A 21,692-nucleotide genomic window follows, 5' to 3' on the forward strand; every position below is an offset into this window, starting at 1 on the left:
GTCAGGCCTCCTGTTGGGATGCGGCGTCTTCGCCGCGGGATTGGATGATCTGTTGCAGCTGTTCGGTGTAAACGGCATCGGCCTGGGCCATCTTCTCGGCGCACTCGGCGGCCTGCCGGCCGATGGCATGGACCAGGCTGATCTGCATATTCAAAGCAATGCGCTGCAGCTCCATGGCGTGCAGGTCCTGGAGCAGTGTTTCGGTGACCAGGTCGTGGCGGCACAGGTCCGCCCAGAGCCCCACACCCATCTTTCGTGTCCCACTCTGCTGCCAGCGCAAAAAGACTGGGCCAGCTGAGGTGTGCTGGTGGGTCATCCGGATCGGCAGGAGCGTGAAGGGGAAGCGCTGGGCCTGGGCGAGAATCCGCTCCTGGGCCAGGGTGTTCAGGTCGGCTTCAAGGGAACGGCACTGCTCGGCTAATTGGTCCAGTGCTCCCTTACCTTTAAAGGGTTTTAAAAGCCCTTTGTAGAAGGGAGCGTGTTGCAGGTTCGCGAAGACATCCTGTTGCAGGGGCTGGAAGGCGGCCTGTTGCAGGTCTGCGGTTTTCGAGCCTTGAGTGGACTGTTGCAGTGCCATGGCGATCAGGCCTCACTCATCTCGGTAGCGGCGCGGGAGCTGGTCATAGCGCCCAAATGCTCATCCTCGTCGGCGGAGTCGCCATCGAAGCCCTCGTCGCCATTGCTGGAGCTAGCCGGGACATCGCCGGGACGCTGGATCGCCGGTGCGAACTTGCTACGGCGGGTGCCTTCCAGGACGTCCTTGGGCATTTCCAGGAAGCTGTACATCTGCTGGGCGTTGGTAGCGCGGGCATTGTTGGCGGCAATGTCGTCGCGCGATGCACCGCTGTAGCCCTTGTAGCGCTGGCCGACGCCGTACAGGCGACGAAGCACGGCGGCGCCCTCATCCAGCCAGGCCTCCTTGGAGCCGTTGTCGATCAAGCCGATGTGGGCGGCCAGGAGGATCCGGCGAACCAGCTCGTCATAGCGGGTGAGCAGATACACACCTTTAAAGGCCAGCGGCGAGTTCAGGTACAGCGGCAGCTTGAGTGGTTGGATTGAAAGGTTGGTCCCTACATCGAGCTGCTTGGGCAACATGGCCATGACCTGGTCCAGTCGCTCATCTATAGCGGTCAGCTGCTGCTCCGACTCCTCGATCTTGTCCTCGATGATGATGAGGAAGAGATCGGAATAGGGATCGTCCTTGGCGGCGCCGGCGGAGATGCGGTTGATGATGTTGGAGAAGCCGGACAAGCCGATCATGCCGGGCTTGTTGTCGGACCGCTGCCGGCCGAACCAGAGGCGGGAAGCGTGATGGGTATGCAGGGTGAGATTGACGCTCGATCTGAGCGAGCCCAGGTTGAGCTGGAAGGTATCAGCCATGAGAAGGATTCCTTGGGTTGTGAGATGACGCTCGGGCAGGGTGCCGAGACAGGCGCCGAAGGGCAGCGGAAAACCGTATTTGGGTGCGAGGAGGTTGCGACAGCATGGGTGAATTCGTGCTGGTAGCATTCAAACCACCCCCGTGATCCAGCCAACCTGTGTTTCCAGTGGAACCACCCGTGCGATCCAGCCAACCTGTGTTTCCAGTGGAACCACCCGTGCGATCCAGCAGACCGGTGTTTCCAGTGGAACCACCCGTGCGATCCAGCAGACCGGTGTTTCCAGTGGAACCACCGGTGTTTCCAGTGGAACCACCCGTGCGATCCAGCAGACCGGTGTTTCCAGTGGAACCACCCGTGCGATCCAGCAGACCGGTGTTTCCAGTGGAACCACCCGTGCGATCCAGCAGACCGGTGTTTCCAGTGGAACCATCCGTGCGATTCAGCCGACCAGTGTTTCCAGTGGAACCAGTAGAAGGATTCAGCAGCGCTCTGCGCTCATAGTTGGCACCCTGGCTGTCAGGCATGTCCCGAACGCAACGGAGCCGTACTAGGCGTTGGTTGATAAGTGGCTTCATTGCTCACCTACTCCCCGGCCCATCGACCTCCGGATGCTCTTGAGCACTTCATTCCCGGTTTGTGCATCGCTGACAGCTTTGGGCTGGACAGCGGCCGGCTCGAATCTTGGAATTGTCAGCGAAGGGGCCTGGCTCGGCATGGCTGGACCTGCTGATTGAACTGCGGTTGGCTGCCAATCGGAGTTGAAGTCACCGGTCTGGGCCTTCTGGATGAGTTTCATCAGGTAGCCAAAAGGCTTTGCTACCTTGCCCGAAGCACAGCGAACGCCCCATTGCTTCACAAGGGGCATCCGAATGTCAGCGGGAACAGCCAGGATCACGAGCTGGGCTCGCTGCTGTTGCTCCGACGTCATCTGCTGATAGGCACTCGGCCACACAAGGTCCACTTCTGCCTGCTCGCGCAGTACAGAGCTTTTAGATACATCAGTATTTGTATTCGTATACGTACTAGATGAGTTCGGATTCCGAACTAAGGGCGAAACCCCCTGATTTGCACTGAGTTCGGAATCCGAACTGAGGCTCAAGGCCTGATCAACAGTGCTTTTTTGACTGAGTTCGGAATCCGAACTCAGGTAATTCATAGCTGCCAACACCGGAGTTCGGAATCCGAACTCAGCGGGAGGTGTCGCTGCACGTGCCGGATCTTCAAGCCCCTGGGCGCGAAAGCGCTCTCTGAACACTTCCACGCGGGTGGGCAGGTCCTGGGTCTCGCTGACCAGCATCTCGTCAAAGGTCAGGCCGGCGATCTCGCGGACTGAGGTGTTGGTGTGCTCGAGGCCATTAGCCACGAGTGGCAAAAAGTCGTGATCGAGTTGGATGGCCTCGGAGTAGGCCACGGGCTCGTCGTGAAGGATGTAGATGTTGCCTTGGACCTGGCCGGTAATCGCGTCGCGAACACGGCGGCCGAGGCTCAGCCAGCGAGTCAGGCGCAGTACAGTCAAGGCCTTGGCCACGGTCTCACGCGAAGCAGGACGGCCTGGGTTGTTGCCCAGGTAGGGGCGCAGCTGATCGTAGGTCGGGAACGCAGTGACCCCATCACCGTTCATGAGCAGGCGAAACACCTGCCAGGCGTTGCGCTCTAGGGGCGAGAGCCGATCATCGAGCAGCAGTCGGCGAGGAACGGTCTCGTGAGGGTTACCGCTGAAAACGATGCCGGCGAATTCCTTGGGTAGGTCTTCGCCGGTTTTTTGCTTGTAGTCGCGCTGTGCTTGGACATGGACGTTCAGGTGTGACGCTGCAACGTCCAGGGCGCGACCGAGTAGATGGGAGCCGCGTGGAGCAGTGGTTTTCACCTATTGTCGCCTTCTGCCGAATCCAGCTCGATCAAGCTCATTTGCCCAAGGGCAGCGGACTGATCCTCTTCTTGTACCTGGGGCAGGGCATCGCCAGCGGCTTGCTCATCACCAAGCTGCCGATCACGCCGCTTCCGAGCATCTGAAATCAGCAAGAGCGGTGCCCGGGCAATCTTGGGCGGGTATAGGCCTTCGTTGAGCCAGGTCTGTACGAGATTCCAGATGAGGCCAAGGGTGATCTGATCGTGCTTGTCCTTGATGGACTCGAACGGGCCGTTGAGCTCCTCGGTGATCATCATGCAGATGTCGAGCAGAGCGATGGCGTCCTTGTGATCCACCTCATGAGCGCTCATCAGGTCCAGAAAGCGATACCACACCTGATCGGTATCGTTGAGCCCTGCTACCCGGCCGGAGCGACCGGGGACGTTCAGAAGCTGGCGCACCACGCTGATCTCGCTGGGGGCCATGCCGAAGAACTCGCGGATCATGCCGTTGGTGGCACCCAGCTGAATGGCGCGATGCACGAGGCGGGTCTCGCGCTCATCGCGTTCGCAGTTCTCCAGGAGCTTCTTGACCATGTCGAGATCGATCTGGATCTTGCACCAGCGCGCCGGGGCATTTTTCAGGATGCTGTGAGCCTGGGGCTGACGCAGCAGGTTCAAGACTTCGACGTCCAGGCCAATATCCAGGCAGCGCTGGACCTGGCCGTTGCGCAGGTGATGGAGGATCAGATCCATCAGCGCCTGATTCATGGGGTTGTACTTCGTGGACATATGCGACTTCCTAATGCAGGTCCAGAAGGTGACCGGGCTACTGCCCGGCCTCGAGTTCGATCAGCCGGCGGGCGAGACGGATCACCCGGAACAGCTTCACGACGGCGGCATCGGTCATGCGGCCTTCGGTGCTGGCTGGCTTGCTATCGAAAAGGGGATCGCCAAGAAGCAACTGGCCCAAGCTCAAGGCAAAGGTCGCGTTCTCTTCCGCGATGCTTGCCGTGAGTGCCTCAGCGTTTTCTGGAGCACGCGACACCACGTAGCTGTACATGCCCGTCAAGGACTGCAGGAATTGCCAGGATGTCGTTCCGCGTGCGGTCAGCTCTGACTGAGGGGTAGAAAGCGTGAAACCAAGCGCGAAATCGGTGGGATTGAGCAGCTCACCCGGAACGTCGCACAGCTGGGCAATTTCGAAGACCAGCGTTCTCAGGACCTTACGCAACTCCTCAGGGGTATCGGTGTTGCGCTCGATGTACCAGACGTCCGAGATGGCATGCAGGCCGCCGGCCTGGACAGGGATGGCGCGCAGGGCATCACTGTTGAAGTCAGGCAGGGTTTCGCCGTGCTCGGCCGCAATGCGGCGCTGAACGTCCCTTACCTTCTGACCGATGCCATCGGGCGTGACGATGTGGCCGTTCAGGCGAGCGGCACGTTCTTCCTCGGAGAGCTGCTCGGGATCCGGCGGAGTGTGCTGCATGGGAGTGGTGTCGATTGCGCCTGAACCACCCGTACGCTCAGGTAGTGGCGGTGGTGTGGAAGGGGAGGCAGCTCCCTGCTTCTGCTTGCTGGGCGTTTCAGGTGATTGTTCGAGCGGGGGGCTGTTGCCAGGGGCGGAAGCTATAGCACTGGTAGCAGGAACCTGCGGAGCCTGGCCATCGGGTACCTGCACCCCTACGAGCTGCGAGCGGCGGCTGCTGTCTTGATGGTCAAGGATCGCCCCAAGTACTTCTTCATAGCCGACATCGAGAGCCCTACGGATCTGGCCTATCAGCTCATCCTGGATGGACTCGAATACGAAGTTGTCGGTGTGGCCATCGAAGTTGTTCAACACCTCCTGAAAAAGGATGTAGAAATCGTCTTCCGTTCCTTTGTACTTGCACCAGGCTTGCAAGGCCGCACTACGAAGCGCAAGAATTTTCTCGATCTGGGGCTTACCTAACCCTGAATAAAGGAGACTAGGTACTGCTGGCAGCAGGATCCGCACCGCTTCCTGCATTTTGGAAAGATGCGAGTGCGAGATGGAGTAACCGTCTTCTTTGAGTTTGCGGGAAAACTCTCTGAGGGAAAGAGATCCACCAGACTCCATCAGGTAATGCTGCTTGATGGCCTCTAGGTGCACAGCACGCTCAATGAACATCAGGTTTCCGCGTAGATCATTCTCAGCCAGATGACCAGTTAGCGAGACGATCTCACCGCGATCAGACCAAGGGCGAAAGAGACAATGGACACGGTAGTACCGCTCGTCTTTGGTCTCCCTCCAAAGGTCATTGAGAATTTCCAGACGCGTATTACCACCAGTACGAATGATGAATTTCTCTTCACCCGGGCGCCTGGTTACAGGTGGAGGCTGATCAAGTCCCCGGGCCCTGATGGACTCCTTGATCTCATCATAGAGAGGATTCCGGGTTGTCCTGGGGTTGTGGTCGTAAGGCGCCATCTCGTCTAACGTCAGGACCATGGGCGTTTCCTTGATGGGATCCGCCAGGCGTGCGACAGGAGCGCTCGATCCGGCAAAGCCGCCGGCCAACAGGCGCTGAGTGACTGCTTCGTTGCTGGGCTTGCTCATGCGTGCATCTCCTGAGCAGCCCGAGCTGCGGGCCGGCTGGGCTCATCATTGGCGGCCAGCAGCTGGTCGATGACGCGCTGCAGGCGAAAGACCTCATCCTCGAGCTCGAGCGTGCGGCCCATGCGGCTGATGATCTCGGCGTTCATCGACCGATGGGCCTGCTTGGCGGCCTCGGCGATTTGAGGACGAAGTCCCTTGGGAAAGCGGACGACGAACTTCTCATCCTCTGTTGCAGATTTCCGTACGGATGGCTTGCGCTTGGTTGCGGTAGTCATAGGGTTTGGTCCAATTCGTTCATAGGCTGGGCGCGGCGCAGCAGGGCGCGGGCATTGAGGCCGGCGCGGCGATCGCTGGGCGTGAAAGACGTGAAAATGGGGCAGTAGCCGACTTTCAAGAACTTGACGTGGCCGCCCTTGGTACGAGCGACGATCCAGCCCTCATCCAGGGCGAAGGCCACCAGGTCCTGCAGGTTCTTGTTGGCACCGCGTAGGGCATGGGCGGGCGTCGTCATGAGCGGCTACCCCCTTTCACGTACCCGACTTTGAAAGGCAGGCGATGCGCCCGGGCAAGGGCATGGCAACGCTCCAGGGGCTGCTGTAGGCGCTTGGACGCGGTACGCAGGGTATCTCCGAGCAAGGCGCGGGCTCGAAGGAGCCGCACCAGATCCTCGTCGGAAGCTTCGGTCGCCGGCTTGGCCTCGGCCAGCTGGCGCAGCTCTTCGCGCTGCGCGCTGATGACGAAGCTGGGACCGCCGGCGGCGCGCTCGGTGGGCTTCACTTCAACGACCTGGCCACCATTGGCCAGGAAGTCGTTCAGCGCTGCATCCAGCCTCTGGCGGTCACGTTCGCGACCGGTATGAGAGGGGAGATCCTGTTCCGGGGTGTGATAGGGAAGCATGTCATTGGCCTCCCGCCCGGTGCTGGAGCTGGTTGCCCGATTCGATGGCCACGATCTCGGCCAAACCATCGTCCTTGAACAGCAGGTCCAGGGTCTTGATCAGCCCTGCCGCGTCATTGCGGGAGCCGGCGACGCGGAATACCACGGTGGTTTCGTGGTAAGGGCCAGGCTCGGGCTGCTCTACAGGCTCCAGGGGCTCTACATCGAACGAGTGGCATACGCTGCAGACGAGGAGCTCATCTGGGGTGAGGGAGCGACGGCAGAAGTGATGGCCGCAGTGGCGGCACTGGTGAGTAACCCCAGACAACATAGCTTGCGGGCTCATCGAGCAGCTCCTTGCCGGCTCCCGCCGGCGAACGATCGAGGGGAAGGGCAGGGGAGAGGGTTGCGACTCGTCGGTAGCGGGCACGAGGGCATCGGTCAGCAGGTTCATGCGTTCATCTCCTGCCAGGCCTGAGCGCTCAGGTTCTCGAAGCGCGTCTGCTTCGCGATGAAGGCGGCGCGGACCGTGCCGACTTCGCCGTTGCGGTGTTTGCCAACGATCAGCTCAGCAATGCCCTTGAACTCGGTTTCCGGGTGGTAGTACTCGTCGCGGTACAGGAACATGATCACGTCCGCGTCCTGCTCGATGGCGCCGGACTCCCGGAGATCGGCAAGGCCAGGCCGCTTGTTCGGCCGGGACTCGAGTCCCCGGTTGAGCTGGGATAGCGCAATGACAGGGCACTTCATCTCTTTGGCGAGCGCCTTGAGCGAGCGAGAGATCTCGGCGATCTCGTTGGCGCGGTTCTCCTGACCATCGCAGCGCATCATCTGCAGGTAGTCGACCAAGATCAGGGCGGGCGGGCCGAAACGGCGCGCGGCGCGACGGGCTCTGGCCCGTAGCATCGTGGGGGATAGGCCCGCCTCATCGTCGATGACCAGGCGATCGCCAAAGCTGTTGATGGTGTTGACGGCCATGGTCAGCTTCGGCCAGTCCTCATCCTCCAACTGTCCGCTCTTGAGCTTCGTGGCATCGATACGGCCGATGATCGCCACTAGCCTGAGCATCAACTGCTCCGCCGGCATCTCCAGGCTGTAAACCTGCACCGATTTGTTCTGCGCATGCTGGAGTGCCCTGGTAATGCAGTTGAGCAAGAAGGCGGTCTTGCCCATGGCCGGGCGGGCACCGACGATGATCAGGTCGGTGTCCTGCCATCCCGAGGTGAGGGTATCGAGGTCGGTAAGACCTGAAGGAATGCCCGTCACCGGCATAGGGTTGTTGAAGCGCTCGTCGATGGTGTCGATCAGCTTGCTCAACGTTGCAGTGACGTTGCAGAACTCGGCGCCCTTGCGGTCTTGGCCAAGCGCGAACAGCCGCTGCTCGGTCTGCTCCTGCACTTCGGCGGCATTGGCACCTGGTGCTGAGGCCTCGCGACTGCTGGCAAAGCCCAGCAGGATCAGGCGGCGCAGATGCGCTCGCTGGGCGACGATCTCCGCGTACGCGACGATGTTGGCCACCGAGGGAGTGTCCTTCGCCAAGGTCCCCAGATAGGCAAGGCCGCCCACCTTGTCGACGTCGGGCATCACCTCCGCGAGTGTCACGACATCGAAGGGCCGCGACTGCGAGGCGAGCAGGGCGATTCGCCGGAATATGAGCTGGTGGTGCCTGAAGAAGAAGTCTTCCTCCAGCAACACGTCAGCGATCAGGTCCCAGGTGCTGTTGTCGAGCATCAGTCCGCCCAGGACGGACTGCTCGGCTTCTTGGGAGTGAGGCGGGACCAAGCCGGCTGCTACGCGCTCAGCGTCTGAGACATGCTCGGTGTGATCGTGAGCGGTGGCTTGCAGGAGCTGAGCGACGCTCATGACCGACCTCCCAACGCTACCTGGTCGCGGCGCTGGCCAACGCCGCGGTGGAGCTGTGCTTGAGTCCCCAGCTCGTAGCCCTGGTAGCGCGCCCGCACGTCGTGGCCTTTGGCCTCAAGGTGCTCGAGCTCCAAGGTCGTCAGGTCCGGATGGTGAAGGGCCAGGTAGGCATCGATGACGCGCTGGGTCTCATCAGGTTTGCCCTTGGCGAACTGGTGGACCTTGACGCTGACTGCTTCGATCCAGCCTTCGGCGAAGACCTGGCCACGACGGCGTTTGGTGGCCAGCTTGCAGCGAGTTTGGCTACGGACGAAGACCTTGCGCGCGGCCAGGAGCTGCTGGTGGAGCGCGGAATAGGCGTAGCTGGCCATCTCAGGCCCGACACCGATACCAACGAACTTGAAGGCCCACCCCAGGCGCTGATCGCGAAAGGCCAGGGGATCGCAATCGAATGCCTGGGCACACACCAGTGCGAGCTGGTGAAGCCAATGGGCGGGCGCTTTGCGGGTGCCGGTGGCAACAACTGCTTCGCTGGCCAGCACTGCCTGGACGTCAACGTCCATGAGGTTGTGCTGCTGCATGAGCTTGCGCGCCTGACGCAGCGCGATCTCAGCTTCGTTTGGCGCGGCGCCGGCGTCCTTGGCCAGCGCGAAGCACTTGGCAACGCGCTCCAGGATCTTCTGCTTGTTGGCGTCCATCAGGCGGCTCCCCCCTGAGAGGAAGCCATCGACGTCTCTGGGCCTGAGGCCTGTGCGACTTCCAACAGCGCTTCGGTCCAGATCCTGATGGTCTCCTGAGTACCTGGCTTCGAGAGCTGCGCTTCCCGGACCTCAGCGATGCGCTGCTGCAGGGATTCCAGTCGCTGGGAGGGAGACTGGTCCACGAAAACAAGGTGATATTCAACTGAGGATTTCAGATCCGCGATGAGGCTAGTTACCTGGTCCAGGCGCCATTTCATGGTGGTTGTCCAGCGTGGAGCTGGAGAAAGCATCATGTCGCGAAGGTGATGATCTTCCTTCAGTAGCCAGCCATCGGTGAGGGTCCTGATGGCGATATACAGCTTCAGTACTTCGACTTGCTGCTCGACCGTCGTGGTCGGCAGTTGGAAGTGCTGGGCGACCAGCTGTTTCGCTTGTCGCTCGCGCTGCTCACGAAGCTTGGCAGCAGCTTTCTCTTCTCGTGCCTTCCGTTCCTTGGCGTGCTCGACGTTGTACTTCACCGAGTCCAGGAGGGCAGCAGCGTTGCTCAGCAGCTCGCGCTGCTCGTGGGAGAGCCTCGCGCCGAGGCGGCCGTGGATCGAGTTGTTGTACTGGGTCAACGAACGAGGCTCGCGGGCCGCGCTGGAGAGCCCGGTCTGCACCTTGCGGAAATCCTTCGCGTCGTAGAAATTCCCCTGTTCCAGCACCACTTCTGCAGTGATACCTGTGGCCTGGGTCAGATCATGCTCTTGGGGAGTGGCCATCTCACTTGCCCTCTCTCACCAGGGCATGCACAACCGACTCATTCATGGCCGTAAAGCGATCAGCCCACTCAGGGAAGAGTTCGATGGCGAGGTCACGTATGACCTGCAGTGCCGCTGGGGCCTTGCGGTCAGAAGGCTGGCGGTATTCAAGGCGATGAGCTGGGATGCCACGAGTCGCGGACTCTCGGTAGACGACCGCCTTAGGAATGATGGTGTTCGTGACCTGAATGTCGGGATGATCTCTGAAGGTCTGGCGGATCGTCGCATCAAGCTGGCGAGCGTCCGAGGTGAGATCAAGGCCGTTCACGACGGCTTTGATGGGCGGTATCGGCAGTCCAAGGCGAGCGTAGGGCCGAAGCCCCTCCAACATCTGGAGAGTGCCGCGGTTGAATTCACGGGCGGACAGCATTTCAGGGGGGAGGGGAGAGACGGCTAGATCTGAAGCGAGCATCACCATCTCGAGGAGCACGGTACGGGCGCCCTGCGTATCGATCAGCACCAGGTCGAAGTCATCCTGGAAGATGTCCTTCAGATGAGCCAGGCGAAGCCGGCCATCAGGCGCCTGCAGGAGGAGGTTGATCAGGTGGTTGTGCGGATCGTTGGAATAGATCAGCGACAGGTTCTGGATATTCGTCTTGGAGACGATGCGATCGAGGCGGGTCTCGTTGCTGGCGATCAGCTCGAAGACGCCGCAGGGGGCGGGCTCTACGAGGTCATAATACGAGGAAAGGGAAGGCTGGACGGGGTCCAGATCGATCAGTAGGGTACGGAGCCCGGCGTCGGCGCAGAATGCGCCTAGGTTGGCTACCGAGGTGGTTTTTCCGGTACCGCCCTTGCCAGAAATCTTGGATGTAGTTTTCAAGTTTGCAGCCTCTAATGGGTTCATTAGAGGCCGCTTGTTTTCACTGAGAGGCGCGTCGCGCCTGGGTGCAGTGATGGGTCAAAAGCAATTGGCTTTTAACCAATTGGTCGTAGGTTCGAATCCTACACGACCCACCATTTTTACCAGAAGCCCTCCGCAAGGAGGGTTTTTGCGTTTCCAGGGGGGCTGTTTTCTCTGTCCGAGATCTGGTCCCTCTGCTTGTGAGGCGCCGATCCCACTAGGGCTCAGGACTAAGTTGCTCTCTCAAATCCCCCTGTTTCGAGCAGACTCTGGAGCGGGCCGTATTCTGGTCTGCCACTCTCGATTCTCTCCGCCGTCCTCTATTTCGCCCATCTCCGGCGAACGCCTTGATCCAGGTGGTTACCCGCGCCTATCGAAGCGATAGCCGGTCATAGCGACTGCCCGAGCCCTTACTACTATCAGGTGAGGTAACAGGTTTTCAGGCGGTGGGGATGCAGTCGAAGCGCCTCTCGGGATTCACGCTCATCGAGGTCCTGGTCGTCATAGCGCTGCTGGGCATCGTCACGGCGCTGGCGGCGCCGGGCTTCGCGAGCCTGGTGCAAAGCAACCGTGTCCAGGCGGCAGCGGGGGAGTTGCAGCGTGCCCTCTATTACGCGCGCAGCGAAGCCATGAGTCGCGGTGTGAATGTCGTCGTCACCACCGATCCGGAGGATGCCAACGGCTGGATGGGCGCGCTGAGGATCACCACGGCCAAGACGGTGGTGCTGCCCACTGCCGAAGTCTTGCGGCAGTACAGCGGGGGGCTGGGTAACGGCGTCAACGGAACCGGATCCATGGGAGGTACCCCCCTGACCAGTCTGACCTTCCAACCCAATGGCAGCCTGAAACTCAGCGGTGAAGCCACCATTCGCGTCTGCGCTACCAATGCGCTCACCCAGGGCAAGCAATTTACCCTCAGTCAGGGTGGGGTGCTGACTGTGAGCGACTATGTGCCCAACCGTGCTAGCGCCGTGGGGTGCAGCTAGATGAAGCGCTGGCAAGGTGGGTTCAGCATGATCGAGGTGCTGGTCAGTCTGGTGATCATCTGCATTGGCGTGCTGGGCATGGTGGCGCTGCAGACCCGCAGTGTGGCGCTGTCCCAGGATTCGGTGCAGCGCAGCAATGCCATGGTATTGGCCAACGACCTGCTCGAGTTGATGCGCAGCAACCGCGATCAGGTGGTGGCAAGCGACAAGGTCAAGGTCGACGGGGCCTACATCAAGCAGCCTGGTACCAACTTTCGCACCAAGGCGCTTGATGCTGGCAAGACCTGCCTGACCCGGGATCGCTCTGCAGGCGGGGAGACGGTGGCGGGGCAGGATCTGGGGTGTTGGCTGAATCAGGTAAAGGCGCTGCTACCCGTAACGGACGCCCTGATCGCCAGCAGCTTCGCAGTCTGTCCGGCGTCCGGCGTACCGAAACTGCCGTCCAGCGATCCCACAGGTAACACGACGCCGCTGGGTGCCTGCGAGACCAATGCGGTGGCACCGGTGATGGTGGTAGTGGCCTGGCAGGACGTCAGCAACGACTCGCTGAATTGTCCCAAGGGCGTCTGTTATTACGCCCTGCGCTCGGAGCTGTAGGCCATGAACCTCAAGCCGTGTAGACAGAGGGGCTTTTCCCTCATCGAAATGATGATCGCCCTGACCGTGGGTACCTTCCTGGTGCTGGGCGTCTCGGAGATCTATATCAACAACAAGCGCAGCTTTCTCTTCCAGCAGGGCCAGACCGGCAATCGCAACAACGCCCAGCTGACCTTGCAAGTGCTCGACCGGCAACTGGCAAGGACCGGCTTTCGCGCGGAAATCCGTTATCAAGGTAGCCTCCAGGCAGCCTTTCCGGCGGTCGGTGAGGTAAAGGATACCGATGACATCAGCTGTCCTGCCTTTGCCGCTGGCGCCACCTTCGCGGCGACCACGGATAACGCCAATGCGCCCACTGGGGTCTGCATTCGCTATCAGGGCGCATTGGACAGCAAGGATCAGGACTGTCTGGGCAACCCCATCCCGCGGGTGAACCTCAATGCCGGCGGCAACGTGCTGCTCAAGCTGCGTTACACCGCGGGCAATACCCCCGGCGGGGGCACCCTGAGCTGCACCGTCTGGAGCGAGCGTGGGGGCGCGCTGACGCGCAAGGGCAGTGCGGTGCTGGTGCAGGGGCTGCAGGATTTTCGCTGGTCCATCCCCCCCAAGGCGGATGCACCCGCCGTGCGCTACGCGGCGTTGCTCAGCACCACGGAGGCATTGACCAGCGATGTGGCCAGCAACACGGCTGCCAATTGGCAGACCCTGACCGGCCTGCAGATCGCGGACACCAATCGCCCCATGCAGATCCTGCAGAGCACCGTTACCCTGAGGAATCTGGCGCTATGAGTCCGGTCATTGGCAGGCAGCGCGGCGCGACCTTGCTGATCGCCCTGGTGATGTTGCTGCTGCTGTCGCTGCTGGCCGCCTCCAGCATGCGTCAGACCCTGCTGCAAGCCCGCAGCGGCGGCGCCGCCCTGGAAAACACCCAGGCCTTCAATGCCGCGGAGGCGGCGTTGCGCGAAGGCGAGCGGCGATTGGTGGCCCTTAGTCAGCAACCGTCCTTCACCGCCTTCAGTGCAGGTTTCGCCACCTGCCCGGAAAGTGTGCCAGCCGTACGCAGTGCCTTCGCCAAGGCGTCGACTGGTGACCTGTGCATCCTGACCAAGGCCAGCGATCTCAATACCGGTGCCCTGACCCAGACCTGGGCAGCGGCGGCGCTCCAGGCGAGCGGGACCGATCCTACGACGCGGACGGTTGCCTACCGCGGCTCCGATGGCAGCGCCTCCTTCGCCCAGATACCCCGCTGGGTAGTGACAGCCATCGGTAGCAGTTCGGTCGATGTGTCCGCGCCCGCCACCAACCTGTTCCGGATCACCGCCGTGGCCCAAGATCGCGGCAAGCGCTTCCCGGTAATACTGCAGAGCGTCGTCGCCCTGGAGGTGCCATGAGCCGAGCTGCGTCGGGCACTGGGTCTCTGATCCTGCTACTGACCCTGGCCGCACCGATGGCTCAGGCCGCTGCCTTGAATCTCAGTCAGCAACCACTGTTCCTGACCAATAGTGTCGGTCCCAATCTGTTCGTGACCCTGGACAACTCCACCAGCATGCAGATGGCGGTGGTGCCGGATGCCTCTAATACCGATGCCATCCGACCAACCCGCCGCGCCAAATCGGCGGCTTTCAATAGCCTCTACTACAACCCATCGATCACCTATCCAGCGCCCTACGCCGTGAGCTACAGCAATACCGGTGGACTGACGCGCACCCGCTTGACCACCAGCTTCACCAGTGCCTATGTCAATGGCTTTCGACCTGGCTTGGGTAGCGTCAATCTCTCCACCGACTACCGCGTGAGCTGGAGCTATAACCCTAATTTGGTGACTACAGATCCCAATGTGGCGCGGGGTAATGCCTACGGAAACCCGGGGTTGCAGAACAATAGCCCGAGCATGCTGGCGGAGAACCCGTCTCAGGATTTTTTCAGTAGTGGTACTTACCGTGGAACAAGCTCGACCTATGGCAGCCTCACGCTGCTCAATATCTTGTTGGGTGCCGGCTTCACCGAGAACATCAACGGTGCCCAAGTCAGTATCAGTGACGCCTCCCTGCTTGAGCGCCTGTTGACAGGAGCTGCGCTTAACGGTGGCTGTACCGCGAGCATTGCCAATACGGCGGCAGTCACCTACAGCAATGTTACCTGTACCCGAAACGTGGACTATGGACTGCTTGGGGTGGTTTCCTCGGTCAACTACACGGTCACCGCCAATACCAACATTTCTGCTGCCATCACTGGCGTACAGGCCTACTACTATCTCTACGATACGACGCTCAGCACCTGTCTTCCCGTCGCCTCGCAGACCGAGGGCTGTTACCGGCGGGTACTGGTCGGCAGCTCTTCCGGTCCCAACGGGACGGACGAAAGGCAGAACTTCGCCAACTGGTATTCCTTCTATCGCAGTCGCGCCCTGGCGGCTCAAACTTCGACCAACCTCGCCCTGGCGGATGCCTCAGAAAATCTCCGGCTTGGCTGGCAGGCACTGGGAACCAGCGACAGTTGCATCATGGTAACGGCCAATGCCAACTGTCGCGGTATCAGCAACTCCAATTCCACCACCTACGACAATCGACTGAGACCCTTTACCGGTGCGCACCGAGCCGCTTTCTTCACCTGGCTCGGAGATGTCTATTACAACCAGAGCACGCCGCTGCTCCAGGCGGTTGCTCGTGTTGGCGAACTGCTCAAGACCAGCGGTAGCAACAGTCCATATGCGTACGATCCGGGCAATAGCGAATCACCGGTCTACGGCTGTCGCGCCAGCTACAGTCTGGTAGTGACCGATGGCATCTGGAATTCGGCCTATACCTCCAGCAATGTCGACGGCTCTCCCGCAACTCTCCCGGACGGGCAGCAGTACGCACCCCAGGCACCTTTTCAGGACACTACCTCCAGCACTCTCGCAGACCTGGCCTTTCTTTACTGGCGCACCGATGCCCAGCCCGGTCTCGACAACAAGGTACCGCCCTACAATACAGTGACCAGCAATGAGGTTCGGGGTACCAATACGCTTTCGCCCTACTGGAATCCGCGTAACGATCCAGCTACCTGGCAGCACCTCACGGGGTTCTACGTGGGTATCGGCTTGAGCAGTGCGCTGATCAATCCTGATTGGGATGGCGATACCTTTGCCGGCGGCTACGCTGGCTTGGCCGCAGGTACTACGCCCTGGCCGGTGGCGGGTGCGGACAACTCGGTCAATCAGAACAATGTCTATGACCTCTGGCACGCGGCGATCAATTCGCGCGGCGAGTTCTTCAGCGCGGAAAATGCCAGTGATCTGATCAACTCCCTTGGCAAGGTCGTCACGCGCATCACCCAGTCCACCAGCGTCGGGGCCAGCCAGACCGTTTCCCCCACCCGGGTAGGAGATACCACCGCGCTCTTTACCTATTCCCCGTCCTTTTCCAGCGCCGACTGGAGTGGGGATGTCATCAAGTATCAGCGCACGGGTACCACCCAGACGAGGATCTGGAGCGCCGCTCAACAACTCGATGGCAGGTTCGCTCCGGGTAATACCGGCTTCGGCACTCGCAAGATCTACATGGCCAAGGGCGGCGCCTTGACCGATTTCGCCTGGGCGAATCTGAATGCCGATCAACAACTCAGCCTCAACAAGGCCTCCGGTGGTGCCACCGACACCTATGGCAGTCGCCGGGTGGATTATCTGCGCGGCGATCGCAGTCTGGAATCGCCCGGGGCCACGCCAGCGTTTCGACCGCGTAGCCATATCCTCGGTGATATCGTGAATTCTTCTCCGGTGGTGGTAGACGGCCCCAACAGCCCCATCGCCCTGATGAATGCGACCGTTGGCGACAACTCCTACGCCACGTTCCGCAGCACCAATGCGTCCCGGGAGCGACGTATCTATGTCGGTGCCAACGACGGCATGCTGCATGCCTTCAACGATCAGGGGCAGGAGGTCTATGCCTTCGTTCCGAGCGCGGTCATCGGCAATCTCAATCGACTGACCGAGCGCAGCTATAACGGTGGGGGCCATCAGTCCTATGTCGACAACACGCCAGTGGTGGGCGATGTCTATGTCAATGGGGCCTGGCGCACTGTGCTGATCGGCACGCTGCGCGGGGGAGGGCGGGGCATCTTTGCCCTGGACATCACCAACCCCAATGCCCCGGTGCTGCTCTGGGAAAAGTCGGACGCGGATGCCAGCTACAAGGACCTGGGCTTCACCTACGCGCAGCCGATCATCACCCGGCTGCATACCGGTGGTTGGGGCGTGGTGGTCAGCAACGGTTACAACAGTGCGCAGGACAACGCGGTGCTCTATGTGATGAACGTGGCCGACGGCAGCCTTATCAAGGCCTTGCCGGCCAGCGATAACATCGCCACACCCAACGGCTTGAGTTCGCCCTTCGTGGCCGATGTCGATGGCGACCTGATCGCCGATTACGCCTATGCCGGTGACCTGCACGGCAATCTCTGGCGCTTCGACCTGATCGGCACCTCCCTGACCGCGACGGCTGCGGCGGACAATTTCCGTGTCGCCTTCGGTGGTCGACCCCTCTATACCGCCCAGGCCAGTAGCCTGGCGCCTGGTACCACCAACGTGGTCCAGCCGATCACCGCAAGTCCTCTGGTCGTGGCTCATCCCAGTGGAACGGGACATCTGGTGCTCTTTGGTACCGGTAAGTATCTCGAGGCCAGCGATGCCCTCGCCAATACCAGCAAGGCCATGACGCTCTATGGCATCTGGGATCGCCAGACCGATGGGGCGGCGGCCAGTAGTACCTCGGTACTGACGATCGCCAACCTCCAGCAGCAGACCCTGGGCACCGACCAGCGCATCAGCTACACCAGTTCTGCCGGTTCCAGTGTCAGCAGTACGGCGAACACCATTTCCACGACGTCAGTCAGCTATGACGCCACTACGGCGACCAATGGCAAACAGGGCTGGTATTTGAATCTGCCCTTGAATGGCGAACTGGTAATCAACAAGCCCCAACTGTTCAGCGGCACCCTGTTGATGAGTTCGCTGATTCCCAGCACCGATGCCTGTACCGCCGGGGTCACCACCTATCTCTATGCCTTGGATCCCTACACCGGCGGCAACAACAGCGGCCTGTTCAACCTGGGGACGGATACGGTCTATGGACGTATCCAGCTCGATGGTCTGCTCGGTGGGATCGTGCCGTTCGTCTACGGTGACGGCACTTTCAGCATGGAAGGGACCCTGGCGGACGCGGCGATCTATGGCAGCGACAGCAAGTCGCCGAATGGCTTGCGGGGTGACTTGCCCGCCAGTCGTCGCCAGACCTGGCGCGTCATCACCAACCAGGACTAGCGGCAGCAGCTTTCACGCAGGCATGAAAAAGCCCAACACTGGGCCGGGCTCTTTCATGGAACGGTGCGTCTCAGCGTGCGTAGGTCAGCAGCACGTCGCCCGGGATCTGGAAGTCCACCGACATCATGACGCTCAGGGCGGTTATGGCGATGATGGAGAACCCGAACAGCTTGCGTGCCCACTGGACATCGTTCTCGGCCTGATAGCCCATGAAGGCCAGACGCAGCCACCAGGCACCGATCACGGCGGCCACTGCTAGATAGACGTAGCCGGCGTAGCCGAGCACGGTCAGCAGCAGGGTGGCGGCCATGAAGGCCACGGTGTACCAGACGATGTGACGCTTGGTCACCGAGATCCCCTTGGCCACCGGCAGGACCGGAATCGAGGCCGCGGTGTAATCCTTGAGACGGAAGATGGCAATGGCGTAGGAGTGCGGCATCTGCCAGAGGCAGAAGATCAGCAGCAGCACCGCAGCGCCACTGTCGAACTGGCCGCTGGCGGCGCAGTAGCCGATCACCGGCGGTGCGGCACCGGACAGGCTGCCGACCAGGGTGCCGTATACCGAGGTGCGCTTGAGCCAGAGGCTGTAGAGCCCTACGTACACCACGAAACCCATCACCGCGAAGGCGGTGGCGACCGCATTGGTCGCCACGTACAGCAGTCCTACCCCGGCCAGGCCGAGGAGGGTGGCATAGGCCAGCGCCACCTTCGAGGAGATCGTGCCCTGGACCAGCGCACGATTGCGGGTTCTTTCCATCTTCTGATCGATGTCCATATCGATCACGTTGTTGAACACACAGCCGGAAGCAATGACCAACGACACCCCGATAGCCGTCGCCAGCAGCAACAGCGGGTCGATGCTCCCTTTGGAAGCCAGGAAGAACCCGCCGGCAACCGAGATCAGGTTGCCGAAGATGATGCCCGGCTTCGTCACGAGAAGGTACTTCTTGATCATCACGTCGGCCCGGTTCAGTGGATCATCATGTTCTGGTGCATGTGGTACATGATCCACAGGGATCCCACGACCAAGATACCAACGATGACCACGGTGAAACCAAAGGAGATCACGTTCCAACGCTGCTCTTCGGAGGTGTTCAGGTGCAGGAAGAAGTACAGGTGCACCAGCAGCTGTACCACCGCCATGATCACCACGATCGCCAGGGTCGCGCCCTTGGAGAAGGTGGGGAACATCACCAGGCCGAAGGGAATGACCGTCAGGATGACCGACAGGATGAAGCCGACCATGTAGCTCTTGAAAGTGCCATGGCTCTCGGCGGTATGCCCGTGGGCGTTATGGTCGTGCGCCATTACAGCACCCCCATCAGATAGACGATGGTGAAGACGAAGATCCAGATGATGTCCAGGAAGTGCCAGAACAGGCTCAGGCACGACAGGCGGGTCACGTTGGTGGTGGTCAGACCCTTGGAAGAGATCTGCAGCATCAACACGATCATCCAGATCAGACCCGAGCTCACGTGCAGACCGTGGGTACCGACCAGGGCGAAGAACGCGGACAGGAAGGCACTGCGATCCGGACCATAGCCCTCATGGATCAGATGGTTGAACTCATAGAGTTCCATGCCGATGAAGCCGGCACCGAACAGCCAGGTAACCGCCAGCCAACCCAGGACGCCACCCTTGCTGCCATGATGCTGGGCAATCATGGCGAAGCCGTAGGTGATACTGGAGAACAGCAGCAGGAAGGTTTCGACCAGGACGAACGACAGTTCGAAGATGTCCTTCTGGGAGGGGCCATCGGCATGGGCCCCGCTCAGGACTGCATAGGTCGCGAACAGCGTCCCGAACAGAATGCAGTCGGTCATCAGGTAGGACCAGAAGCCGAACGTCTTCATCGATCCGGCGTCGTGGTGCCCATGCTCCTCGGCATGGGCGACTTCGTTATGCATAACTTGATTCGCCATTGGGTTAGGCCTGCTTCAATTTCGCCAGGGACTGAATGCGCGCGGTTTCAATGCGTGCCACTTCTTCCGCTGGTACGTAATAGTCGACGTCGTCGTCGTAGCTGCGGACGACCGCAGTGACGATGCAGCCCACGAAGCTGGCGATGGCCAGCCACCAGATGTGCCAGATCAGGGCGAAGCCAAGGATCAGGGCGAAGAGGCTGATCACGATACCGGCGCCAGTGTTGCGCGGCATGTGGATCTGCTTGTAGTCCGCATCCTTCTTCTCGGTGATGCCTTTCTCTTTCATGCCCCAGTAGGCGTCGATGTCGTGCACTTCCGGCACTTCAGCGAAGTTGTAGAAGGGCGGCGGCGAAGAGGTCGACCATTCCAGGGTACGGCCATCCCACGGATCGCCCGTCACGTCCACGTTCTCTGGCAGATTGCGGTCGCGGATACTGACGTAGAACATCCACAGCTGGCTCAGGATGCCCAGGGCGATGATGCCGGCGCCGATGGCAGCGGTCACCAGGAAGGGGTGCCAGTCGGGGTTGTCGTAGTGGTTCAGACGACGGGTCATGCCCATGAAGCCCAGCATGTACAGCGGCATGAAGGCGACATAGAAGCCGATCAGCCAGCACCAGAAGGCCTGCTTGTTCAGCTTCTCGTTCAGCTTGAAGCCGAAGACCTTCGGGAACCAGTAGATCATGCCGGCGAAGTAGCCGAACACGGCGCCGCCGATGATCACGTTGTGGAAGTGGGCGATCAGGAACAGGCTGTTGTGCAGCACGAAGTCGGCACCCGGTACCGCCAGCAGAACGCCGGTCATGCCGCCGATGCTGAAGGTCACGATGAAGCCCAGGGTCCAGAGCATCGGCGAGGTGAACTGGATGCGGCCCTGATACATGGTGAACAGCCAGGTGAAGATCTTCACCCCTGTCGGGATCGCAATGATCATGGTCGCGATGCCGAAGAAGGCGTTGACGTTAGCGCCCGAGCCCATGGTGAAGAAGTGGTGCAGCCAGACGATGAAGGACAGCACGGTAATGGCTACCGTTGCCCAGACCATCGAGACGTAGCCGAACAGACGCTTCTTGCTGAAGGTGGAGGTCACTTCCGAGAACACGCCGAAGGCCGGCAGGATCAGGATGTATACCTCAGGGTGGCCCCAGGCCCAGATCAGGTTGGTGTACATCATCTGGTTGCCGCCGGCTTCCGCGGTAAAGAAGTGGAAGCCCAGGTAACGGTCCAGGGTCAGCAGCGCCAGGGTCACGGTCAGGATCGGGAAGGCTGCCATGATCAGAATGGCAGTACACCAGGAGGTCCAGGTGAAGATCGGCATGCGCATCAGGGTCATGCCCTTGGTACGCATCTTCAGCACGGTCACGAAGAAGTTAACGCCGGTCAGGGTCGTACCGATACCGGAGAGCTGAAGCGCCCAGATATAGTAGTCCATCCCTACGCCTGGACTGTACTGGATGCCTGACAGCGGCGGATAGGCCACCCAGCCGGTCGCGGCGAATTCGCCCACGAACAGCGACATCATGATCAGCACGGCACCGGCCACGAACAGCCAGAAGCTCAGCGAGTTCAGGAAGGGGAAGGCCACGTCGCGGGCACCGATCTGCAGCGGGGTCACCACGTTCATCAGACCGGCCACGAACGGCATCGCCACGAAGAAGATCATGATCACGCCGTGGGCGGTGAAGATCTGGTCGTAGTGATGGGGTGGCAGGTAGCCCTCGGCGCCGCCGGAGGCGATGGCCTGCTGGCTACGCATCAGGATGGCGTCGGAGAAGCCACGGAGCAGCATGATCAGGGCGACGATGAAGTACATCACGCCGATCTTCTTGTGGTCGACGGTGGTCAGCCACTCTTTCCAGAGGTAGCCCCACTTGCCGAAATAGCTGATCGCTCCCACCAGTCCCAGGCCGCCCAGGGCGACCACAACGAACGTTACGAGAATGATCGGCTCGTGATACGGAATATCCGCGAGAGTTAATTTACCGAACATGAC

At 60.7% G+C, this 21,692-nt stretch carries 23 protein-coding genes and 1 tRNA gene; 7 read left to right on the top strand and 17 right to left on the bottom strand.

Annotated elements, in window-relative coordinates:
- Position 1: 1 nt before the first annotated feature.
- On the bottom strand, positions 2-577 hold the full coding sequence (locus EC839_RS15710) for a DUF3158 family protein (protein WP_093252712.1): 576 nt from the start codon (positions 575-577) through the stop codon (positions 2-4).
- A 5-nt stretch (positions 578-582) separates the two neighbouring features.
- A complete protein-coding gene (locus EC839_RS15715; RefSeq protein ID WP_132832766.1) occupies positions 583-1,380 on the bottom strand; it encodes a PFL_4669 family integrating conjugative element protein in 798 nt (265 codons plus the stop codon).
- Between the two features lie 142 nt (positions 1,381-1,522).
- On the opposite strand from EC839_RS15715, the gene EC839_RS15720 reads away from it, so the two are divergent.
- The gene (locus tag EC839_RS15720; RefSeq protein WP_132832767.1) at positions 1,523-1,933 is read left to right on the top strand and encodes a hypothetical protein; all 411 of its coding nucleotides are present in this window, start codon (positions 1,523-1,525) and stop codon (positions 1,931-1,933) included.
- A 20-nt stretch (positions 1,934-1,953) separates the two neighbouring features.
- Here EC839_RS15720 and EC839_RS15725 read toward each other — a convergent pair whose 3' ends face one another.
- Genes EC839_RS15725 through EC839_RS15775 form a run of 11 tightly spaced genes read right to left on the bottom strand, consistent with a single transcriptional unit; the run spans position 1,954 to position 10,871 of the window.
- Complete coding sequence (locus EC839_RS15725) at positions 1,954-3,249, bottom strand: STY4528 family pathogenicity island replication protein (RefSeq protein ID WP_132832768.1); 1,296 nt, start codon at positions 3,247-3,249, stop codon at positions 1,954-1,956.
- Positions 3,246-4,022, bottom strand: a complete 777-nt coding sequence (locus EC839_RS15730; RefSeq protein WP_093256025.1) for an STY4526/YPO1902 family pathogenicity island replication protein — start codon at positions 4,020-4,022, stop codon at positions 3,246-3,248. The genes EC839_RS15725 and EC839_RS15730 overlap by 4 nt, the downstream gene beginning before the upstream one ends.
- Before the next feature lie 37 nt (positions 4,023-4,059).
- Positions 4,060-5,808: a ParB family protein gene (locus EC839_RS15735; protein WP_132832769.1), complete on the bottom strand. Its 1,749-nt coding sequence runs from the start codon at positions 5,806-5,808 to the stop codon at positions 4,060-4,062.
- Positions 5,805-6,083, bottom strand: coding sequence for an Arc family DNA-binding protein (locus EC839_RS15740; RefSeq protein ID WP_132832770.1), 279 nt, complete (start codon positions 6,081-6,083; stop codon positions 5,805-5,807). Before EC839_RS15740 ends, EC839_RS15735 begins: the two co-directional genes overlap by 4 nt.
- On the bottom strand, positions 6,080-6,319 hold the full coding sequence (locus EC839_RS15745; RefSeq protein ID WP_044340809.1) for a hypothetical protein: 240 nt from the start codon (positions 6,317-6,319) through the stop codon (positions 6,080-6,082). Before EC839_RS15745 ends, EC839_RS15740 begins: the two co-directional genes overlap by 4 nt.
- On the bottom strand, positions 6,316-6,705 hold the full coding sequence (locus EC839_RS15750; protein ID WP_132832771.1) for a hypothetical protein: 390 nt from the start codon (positions 6,703-6,705) through the stop codon (positions 6,316-6,318). Before EC839_RS15750 ends, EC839_RS15745 begins: the two co-directional genes overlap by 4 nt.
- A gap of 1 nt (position 6,706) precedes the next feature.
- Entirely contained in the window at positions 6,707-7,138 is a 432-nt protein-coding gene (locus EC839_RS15755) for a hypothetical protein (RefSeq protein WP_132832772.1), read from the bottom strand.
- Positions 7,135-8,547, bottom strand: a complete 1,413-nt coding sequence (dnaB, locus tag EC839_RS15760) for a replicative DNA helicase (protein ID WP_132832773.1) — start codon at positions 8,545-8,547, stop codon at positions 7,135-7,137. The genes EC839_RS15755 and dnaB overlap by 4 nt, the downstream gene beginning before the upstream one ends.
- Positions 8,544-9,245, bottom strand: coding sequence for a DUF2786 domain-containing protein (locus EC839_RS15765; protein ID WP_132832774.1), 702 nt, complete (start codon positions 9,243-9,245; stop codon positions 8,544-8,546). Before EC839_RS15765 ends, dnaB begins: the two co-directional genes overlap by 4 nt.
- Complete coding sequence (locus EC839_RS15770; protein ID WP_177416746.1) at positions 9,245-10,009, bottom strand: hypothetical protein; 765 nt, start codon at positions 10,007-10,009, stop codon at positions 9,245-9,247. Before EC839_RS15770 ends, EC839_RS15765 begins: the two co-directional genes overlap by 1 nt.
- Position 10,010: 1 nt before the next feature.
- Positions 10,011-10,871 carry a ParA family protein gene (locus EC839_RS15775; protein ID WP_132832775.1) on the bottom strand — a complete coding sequence of 287 codons (861 nt, stop codon included), beginning with the start codon at positions 10,869-10,871 and terminating at the stop codon, positions 10,011-10,013.
- Positions 10,872-10,934: 63 nt separating this feature from the next.
- Between EC839_RS15775 and EC839_RS15780 the strand changes: the two genes are divergently transcribed.
- From EC839_RS15780 to EC839_RS15805, 6 genes are all read left to right on the top strand, one after another.
- A tRNA-Lys gene (locus EC839_RS15780) sits at positions 10,935-11,008 on the top strand.
- 336 nt (positions 11,009-11,344) lie between these two features.
- Positions 11,345-11,878 (top strand): GspH/FimT family pseudopilin, encoded by a 534-nt coding sequence (locus EC839_RS15785; RefSeq protein WP_132832776.1) that lies wholly within the window; start codon positions 11,345-11,347, stop codon positions 11,876-11,878.
- Complete coding sequence (pilV, locus tag EC839_RS15790) at positions 11,879-12,475, top strand: type IV pilus modification protein PilV (protein ID WP_132832777.1); 597 nt, start codon at positions 11,879-11,881, stop codon at positions 12,473-12,475. It abuts the gene before it with no gap.
- Between the two features lie 3 nt (positions 12,476-12,478).
- Positions 12,479-13,264, top strand: a complete 786-nt coding sequence (locus EC839_RS15795) for a PilW family protein (RefSeq protein WP_132832778.1) — start codon at positions 12,479-12,481, stop codon at positions 13,262-13,264.
- Positions 13,261-13,866, top strand: a complete 606-nt coding sequence (locus EC839_RS15800) for a PilX N-terminal domain-containing pilus assembly protein (RefSeq protein WP_132832779.1) — start codon at positions 13,261-13,263, stop codon at positions 13,864-13,866. The genes EC839_RS15795 and EC839_RS15800 overlap by 4 nt, the downstream gene beginning before the upstream one ends.
- Entirely contained in the window at positions 13,863-17,774 is a 3,912-nt protein-coding gene (locus EC839_RS15805) for a pilus assembly protein (protein ID WP_256681077.1), read from the top strand. The genes EC839_RS15800 and EC839_RS15805 overlap by 4 nt, the downstream gene beginning before the upstream one ends.
- A gap of 70 nt (positions 17,775-17,844) precedes the next feature.
- Here EC839_RS15805 and cyoE read toward each other — a convergent pair whose 3' ends face one another.
- From cyoE to cyoB, 4 genes are read right to left on the bottom strand one after another with little or no spacing between them, the layout of a single operon-like run.
- Positions 17,845-18,732 (bottom strand): heme o synthase, encoded by an 888-nt coding sequence (gene cyoE, locus EC839_RS15810; protein WP_223855368.1) that lies wholly within the window; start codon positions 18,730-18,732, stop codon positions 17,845-17,847.
- Between the two features lie 11 nt (positions 18,733-18,743).
- Positions 18,744-19,082 (bottom strand): cytochrome o ubiquinol oxidase subunit IV, encoded by a 339-nt coding sequence (gene cyoD, locus EC839_RS15815; protein WP_007160921.1) that lies wholly within the window; start codon positions 19,080-19,082, stop codon positions 18,744-18,746.
- Entirely contained in the window at positions 19,082-19,696 is a 615-nt protein-coding gene (locus EC839_RS15820; protein WP_027600197.1) for a cytochrome o ubiquinol oxidase subunit III, read from the bottom strand. The genes cyoD and EC839_RS15820 overlap by 1 nt, the downstream gene beginning before the upstream one ends.
- Before the next feature lie 4 nt (positions 19,697-19,700).
- Positions 19,701-21,689 carry a cytochrome o ubiquinol oxidase subunit I gene (gene cyoB, locus EC839_RS15825; protein WP_132832780.1) on the bottom strand — a complete coding sequence of 663 codons (1,989 nt, stop codon included), beginning with the start codon at positions 21,687-21,689 and terminating at the stop codon, positions 19,701-19,703.
- Between the last annotated feature and the right edge of the window lie 3 nt (positions 21,690-21,692).

It is taken from the genome of Pseudomonas sp. JUb52, assembly GCF_004341115.1.
In the GTDB taxonomy this organism is placed as follows: Bacteria; Pseudomonadota; Gammaproteobacteria; order Pseudomonadales; family Pseudomonadaceae; genus Chryseomonas; species Chryseomonas oryzihabitans.

Coding starts and splice junctions, on each gene's coding strand:
- EC839_RS15765 (WP_132832774.1), bottom strand. CDS start 9,245: ATGGACGCCAACAAGCAGAAGATCCTGGAGCGCGTTGCCAAGTGCTTC.
- EC839_RS15795 (WP_132832778.1), top strand. CDS start 12,479: ATGAACCTCAAGCCGTGTAGACAGAGGGGCTTTTCCCTCATCGAAATG.
- EC839_RS15820 (WP_027600197.1), bottom strand. CDS start 19,696: ATGGCGAATCAAGTTATGCATAACGAAGTCGCCCATGCCGAGGAGCAT.
- dnaB (WP_132832773.1), bottom strand. CDS start 8,547: ATGAGCGTCGCTCAGCTCCTGCAAGCCACCGCTCACGATCACACCGAG.
- EC839_RS15730 (WP_093256025.1), bottom strand. CDS start 4,022: ATGTCCACGAAGTACAACCCCATGAATCAGGCGCTGATGGATCTGATC.
- EC839_RS15745 (WP_044340809.1), bottom strand. CDS start 6,319: ATGACGACGCCCGCCCATGCCCTACGCGGTGCCAACAAGAACCTGCAG.
- EC839_RS15740 (WP_132832770.1), bottom strand. CDS start 6,083: ATGACTACCGCAACCAAGCGCAAGCCATCCGTACGGAAATCTGCAACA.
- EC839_RS15770 (WP_177416746.1), bottom strand. CDS start 10,009: ATGGCCACTCCCCAAGAGCATGATCTGACCCAGGCCACAGGTATCACT.
- pilV (WP_132832777.1), top strand. CDS start 11,879: ATGAAGCGCTGGCAAGGTGGGTTCAGCATGATCGAGGTGCTGGTCAGT.
- cyoB (WP_132832780.1), bottom strand. CDS start 21,689: ATGTTCGGTAAATTAACTCTCGCGGATATTCCGTATCACGAGCCGATC.
- EC839_RS15735 (WP_132832769.1), bottom strand. CDS start 5,808: ATGAGCAAGCCCAGCAACGAAGCAGTCACTCAGCGCCTGTTGGCCGGC.
- cyoD (WP_007160921.1), bottom strand. CDS start 19,082: ATGGCGCACGACCATAACGCCCACGGGCATACCGCCGAGAGCCATGGC.
- EC839_RS15750 (WP_132832771.1), bottom strand. CDS start 6,705: ATGCTTCCCTATCACACCCCGGAACAGGATCTCCCCTCTCATACCGGT.
- EC839_RS15805 (WP_256681077.1), top strand. CDS start 13,863: ATGAGCCGAGCTGCGTCGGGCACTGGGTCTCTGATCCTGCTACTGACC.
- EC839_RS15785 (WP_132832776.1), top strand. CDS start 11,345: ATGCAGTCGAAGCGCCTCTCGGGATTCACGCTCATCGAGGTCCTGGTC.
- EC839_RS15755 (WP_132832772.1), bottom strand. CDS start 7,138: ATGAACCTGCTGACCGATGCCCTCGTGCCCGCTACCGACGAGTCGCAA.
- EC839_RS15715 (WP_132832766.1), bottom strand. CDS start 1,380: ATGGCTGATACCTTCCAGCTCAACCTGGGCTCGCTCAGATCGAGCGTC.
- EC839_RS15800 (WP_132832779.1), top strand. CDS start 13,261: ATGAGTCCGGTCATTGGCAGGCAGCGCGGCGCGACCTTGCTGATCGCC.
- EC839_RS15710 (WP_093252712.1), bottom strand. CDS start 577: ATGGCACTGCAACAGTCCACTCAAGGCTCGAAAACCGCAGACCTGCAA.